Here is a 3,903-nt window from a genome sequence, read left to right on the forward strand (position 1 = left end):
TACAAAGAGGATTCATACAAACTAATGAATCCTCTTTGTGTTATTTAAATATTACCATTTTCCATATGGAGCGCCATGCTTATATCGACTATCTGTTCGACCATAAGTACCATATGTTTTTTCACGGCAAGAATCATTATCCCAACACTGTTTTCCAGCTTTGATAATAGGACCAAAAATCCCTCTTGCTCCACCATTTGTTTGAAGTTCTTTTTCATTAAGTTCAGCAAATTTTGTGTTATTTAATTTCATGCTGTAAACCTCCCTCTAATATTTTAATATTTAGAATTTTTTTTATTTTTTTTAATTTTAAATTCCCTTTATTTTATATACTGAATTATAGATGGATATAAAATAGTGAAAGAAGGATTGAATTTGATTAAAAAGTTTAAATGTATTCAACAGCATGATTTAAAAGATTGTGGCCCAGCATGTCTTGCAATGATATCAAGATATTATGGACTTTCTATTTCAATTGCTAAAATTCGTCAAATTGCAGGGACGGATTTAGATGGTACAAATGTACAAGGAATATTGGAAGCCGGAGAAAGACTTGGTTTTGAGGTGAAAGGAGTAAAATCAACAGATCCTACACTTTTAAATGAAATTCCTTTGCCTGCAATTGCTCATATATTAGTAGATGGTGAATTACTACATTATGTAGTAATTCATAAAGTGAAGAATAATAGAGTATATGTTGCAGATCCTGATAGTGGGTCTGTTAAATATAAATTGGAAGACTTTTTAAAAGTTTGGACAGGGATTTTAATTTTGATGAGTCCAAAACAAAATTTTGAGAAGGCAGAAGTATCTAAAGGGGGCTTTTCTCGTTTTTTGTCTTTATTGAAGCTGCAGACTAATTTGTTATTTCCAATTTTTATTGCTTCTATATTTTTTAATGTGTTTGGTTTTGCTGGAGCATTTTATTTTAAATTGTTAATTGATGATATAGTTGTAAATCAATTAATACAGACGCTTCATATTGTGTCTATAGGAATTATCGTTTTGTATATTTTTAAAATTTTGCTCTCTTATTTTAGAACGCATTTGATTTTATATTTGAGTAGACGTATAGATATTCAGTTAATGCTTGGATACTATCGTCATGTAGTTGGTTTGCCGCTGCATTTTTTTGAAACAAGAAAAGTTGGAGAGATTATTTCGCGGTTTATGGATGCCGGCAAAATACGAGATGCATTATCAACGATAACTGTTACATTAATGATTGATACAGTAATGGTAATGTTAGGATCAGTATTGTTATATGTACATAGCTCGATTTTATTTGGGGTTACATTGCTATTAATTCCTTTTTATATAGGTATTGTTTGGGGGTTTCATAAACCTTATCAAAAGATTAATCGTAAAGAGATGGAGAGTAATGCTAAATTAACATCTTATTTGGTGGAATCTTTAAATGGTATTGCAACTGTAAAATCATATAATGCTGAAAAAGAGGTCTTTTTTCAAACAGAAAGTCATTTTGTTAATCTTTTGAGACATGTTTTTAAAAGTGGAATGTTAGCTAATTTGCAAGGTTCTATTAAGATGGGGCTTGAATTGATTGGTGGGACAATTATTTTATGGGTTGGTGCAATGGAAGTGTTAAAAGGGAATATGACAATTGGGGAATTAATTTCTTATAATGCGCTATTGGTTTATTTTTTGAATCCAATTGAAAATTTAATAGGAATTCAGCCTACAATGCAATCTGCATTAATTGCGGGAGAACGTTTAAATGAAATCTTTGATTTAGATTTAGAACAAAATGAAAAAGAATATAATAAAGTTTCTCCTAAAAAGTTATCTGGAAAAATTGAATGCGTGGATGCTACATTTCGTTATGGGACACGTAAGAATGTATTAAATAATATAAGTTTTTCTATTGATCCAGGTAGTCAAGTTGCGTTTGTTGGGGAAAGTGGTTCTGGAAAAACTACTATTTCCAAATTGTTAATGAATTATTATGATCTTAATCAAGGCGATATATATTATGATGATTATCAAATTAAAGAGATAAATAGAGTAGCATTGAGGAATCGTATTGCATATGTTTCACAAGAATCCTTTTTCTTTAGTGGATCTATTTATGAAAACTTAATATTTGGATTGAATCGTTTAGTTTCATTAGAAGAAGTTATTCAAGTATGTAAGCAAGTTTGTGCTCATGATTTTATTAGTGAATTACCATTACGTTATGAGACGATTTTAGAAGAAAATGCTTCAAATTTATCTGGAGGACAAAGACAAAGATTAGCTATCGTAAGGGCATTGTTAAAGAAACCAGATATTTTAATTTTAGATGAAGCTACAAGTAATTTAGATTCTACAACAGAAAAACTAATTACAGATATGCTAAAAGAATTAGGCTTACTAGGAATAACGGTAATTATGATTGCGCATAGATTAAGTACTATTCAGCATGCAAAGAAAATTTTTGTAATGAAAAATGGAACTATTATAGAACAAGGTTCTCACGAAGAATTATTATTTATGAAAAATGAATATTATCGTCTTTGGAAGAATCAAACGATTCATGTAGAACATATAGAAGAAAAATCTTATGTAATGAGAGGTGGTCAATATGAATAAGATTTATTCTTTTGATCAATTAACGGATAGTGTAGAACTGTTAGAAAGAAAGCCACCTCGTTTTATTATGGGATTGTTATGTTTTTTATTTATGAGTCTATTAGTTTTTATGATTTGGGCATATATAGGAAAAGTAGATATTGTGAGTAAAGGTACTGCAATGATACAAGGTAAATCTGATATAAGCGTATCCAGAACGCAAATTGGGGGAATTGTGGATACTGTTGCTGTTAGATCAGGTGATGAGGTGAAAAAAGGGGACATTTTGATTCAATTAAAGAATCAGGAATTAATGGATAAACAGAGTCAATTGGACCAAATTATTAAACATTTAGAAAAGAAAAAAGGAATGTTAGAACAATTAAAACAGAGTATTCAAGTTCATAAATCACTCTTTTTTGATGATACAGATAAAAAAATTATAGAAGAATATAAATCATATGAACAAACTTATCAATCTTTACAAAATGAAAAAGATAATGAGATAAAAGTTATAGATAACAATAAAGTCATGGTTGAGCAAGATGAAGTATTACAAGGTTTAATTATAGATAAAGAAAATATACAAAAAGAAATAAATTCCGTTAAAAAACAAAAAGAGGCTGTGTTAGATGATCATAAACAATCTCTGAATGATAAGATAGAATCTTTAGATTCTCAACGAAATGGTATTGAAAAACGAATTCAATTAAGAAAAGAGACTTTACAAAATGAAGGAAAAAAGGTTGATATTGCTAAAGAAGGAAAGCAAGAAGAAAAGAAAAATGCTTTAAATCAATATAAAGAAAGTACTATTGTTTTAGTTAATCAGCGAATTGAACCTCTAGAGCAAGAAATCTTTATAAAAAAGCAAGAGTTGGATGTATTACATAATCAAAATGAAATGACAAGTATAAGGGCGCAAAGGGATGGGGTTGTACAATTCCCCTCTGCTATGCAAAAAGGTGATCTAGTTGATCCTGGTCAAGAGGTAGTTTCAATTATTCCTAAAGATAATGAGAAAAAGATTAGAATTTTATTACCGGCTCAAGATATAAAAGGCATTAAAAAAGGGGATAAAGTACAATATTCGTTTAAACTAAAGAAATCTGATAAACAAACAGGAATAGTAACTTATTTATCAGCACATCCTATTTTTGATAAGGATTCTAAAGGGTATGTGTATGAATTAGAAGCAACAATTGATATACAAGATTCACATGAGTTGTATACAGGAATGGTAGGTAGGGCTTCTGTAATAATTGGAGAAGAACGAGTTTGGAAATTTATATTAAAGAAATTCGATTTTATTTCTAATTAATATTGAAAGAG

3 protein-coding genes are annotated in these 3,903 nt (G+C 29.3%); 2 read left to right on the forward strand and 1 reads right to left on the reverse strand.

Annotated features, from left to right (window positions below):
- Window positions 1–51 precede the first annotated feature (51 nt).
- Window positions 52–252: a hypothetical protein gene (locus tag V7038_RS29190; RefSeq protein ID WP_098988903.1), complete on the reverse strand. Its 201-nt coding sequence runs from the start codon at window positions 250–252 to the stop codon at window positions 52–54.
- Window positions 253–375: 123 nt separating this feature from the next.
- On the opposite strand from V7038_RS29190, the gene V7038_RS29195 reads away from it, so the two are divergent.
- Both V7038_RS29195 and V7038_RS29200 read left to right on the forward strand, forming a co-directional pair.
- On the forward strand, window positions 376–2,592 hold the full coding sequence (locus V7038_RS29195; protein ID WP_335696069.1) for a peptidase domain-containing ABC transporter: 2,217 nt from the start codon (window positions 376–378) through the stop codon (window positions 2,590–2,592).
- A complete protein-coding gene (locus tag V7038_RS29200; protein WP_335696070.1) occupies window positions 2,585–3,892 on the forward strand; it encodes an HlyD family efflux transporter periplasmic adaptor subunit in 1,308 nt (435 codons plus the stop codon). Before V7038_RS29195 ends, V7038_RS29200 begins: the two co-directional genes overlap by 8 nt.
- Window positions 3,893–3,903: the final 11 nt, after the last annotated feature.

Source organism: Bacillus sp. JJ783 (assembly GCF_036963225.1).
GTDB classification, from domain to species: Bacteria; Bacillota; Bacilli; order Bacillales; family Bacillaceae_G; genus Bacillus_A; species Bacillus_A cereus_U.

Bases quoted from the DNA above. Each gene is read 5' to 3' on its own strand.
- V7038_RS29190 (WP_098988903.1), bottom strand. From the start codon at position 252: ATGAAATTAAATAACACAAAATTTGCTGAACTTAATGAAAAAGAACTT.
- V7038_RS29200 (WP_335696070.1), top strand. From the start codon at position 2,585: ATGAATAAGATTTATTCTTTTGATCAATTAACGGATAGTGTAGAACTG.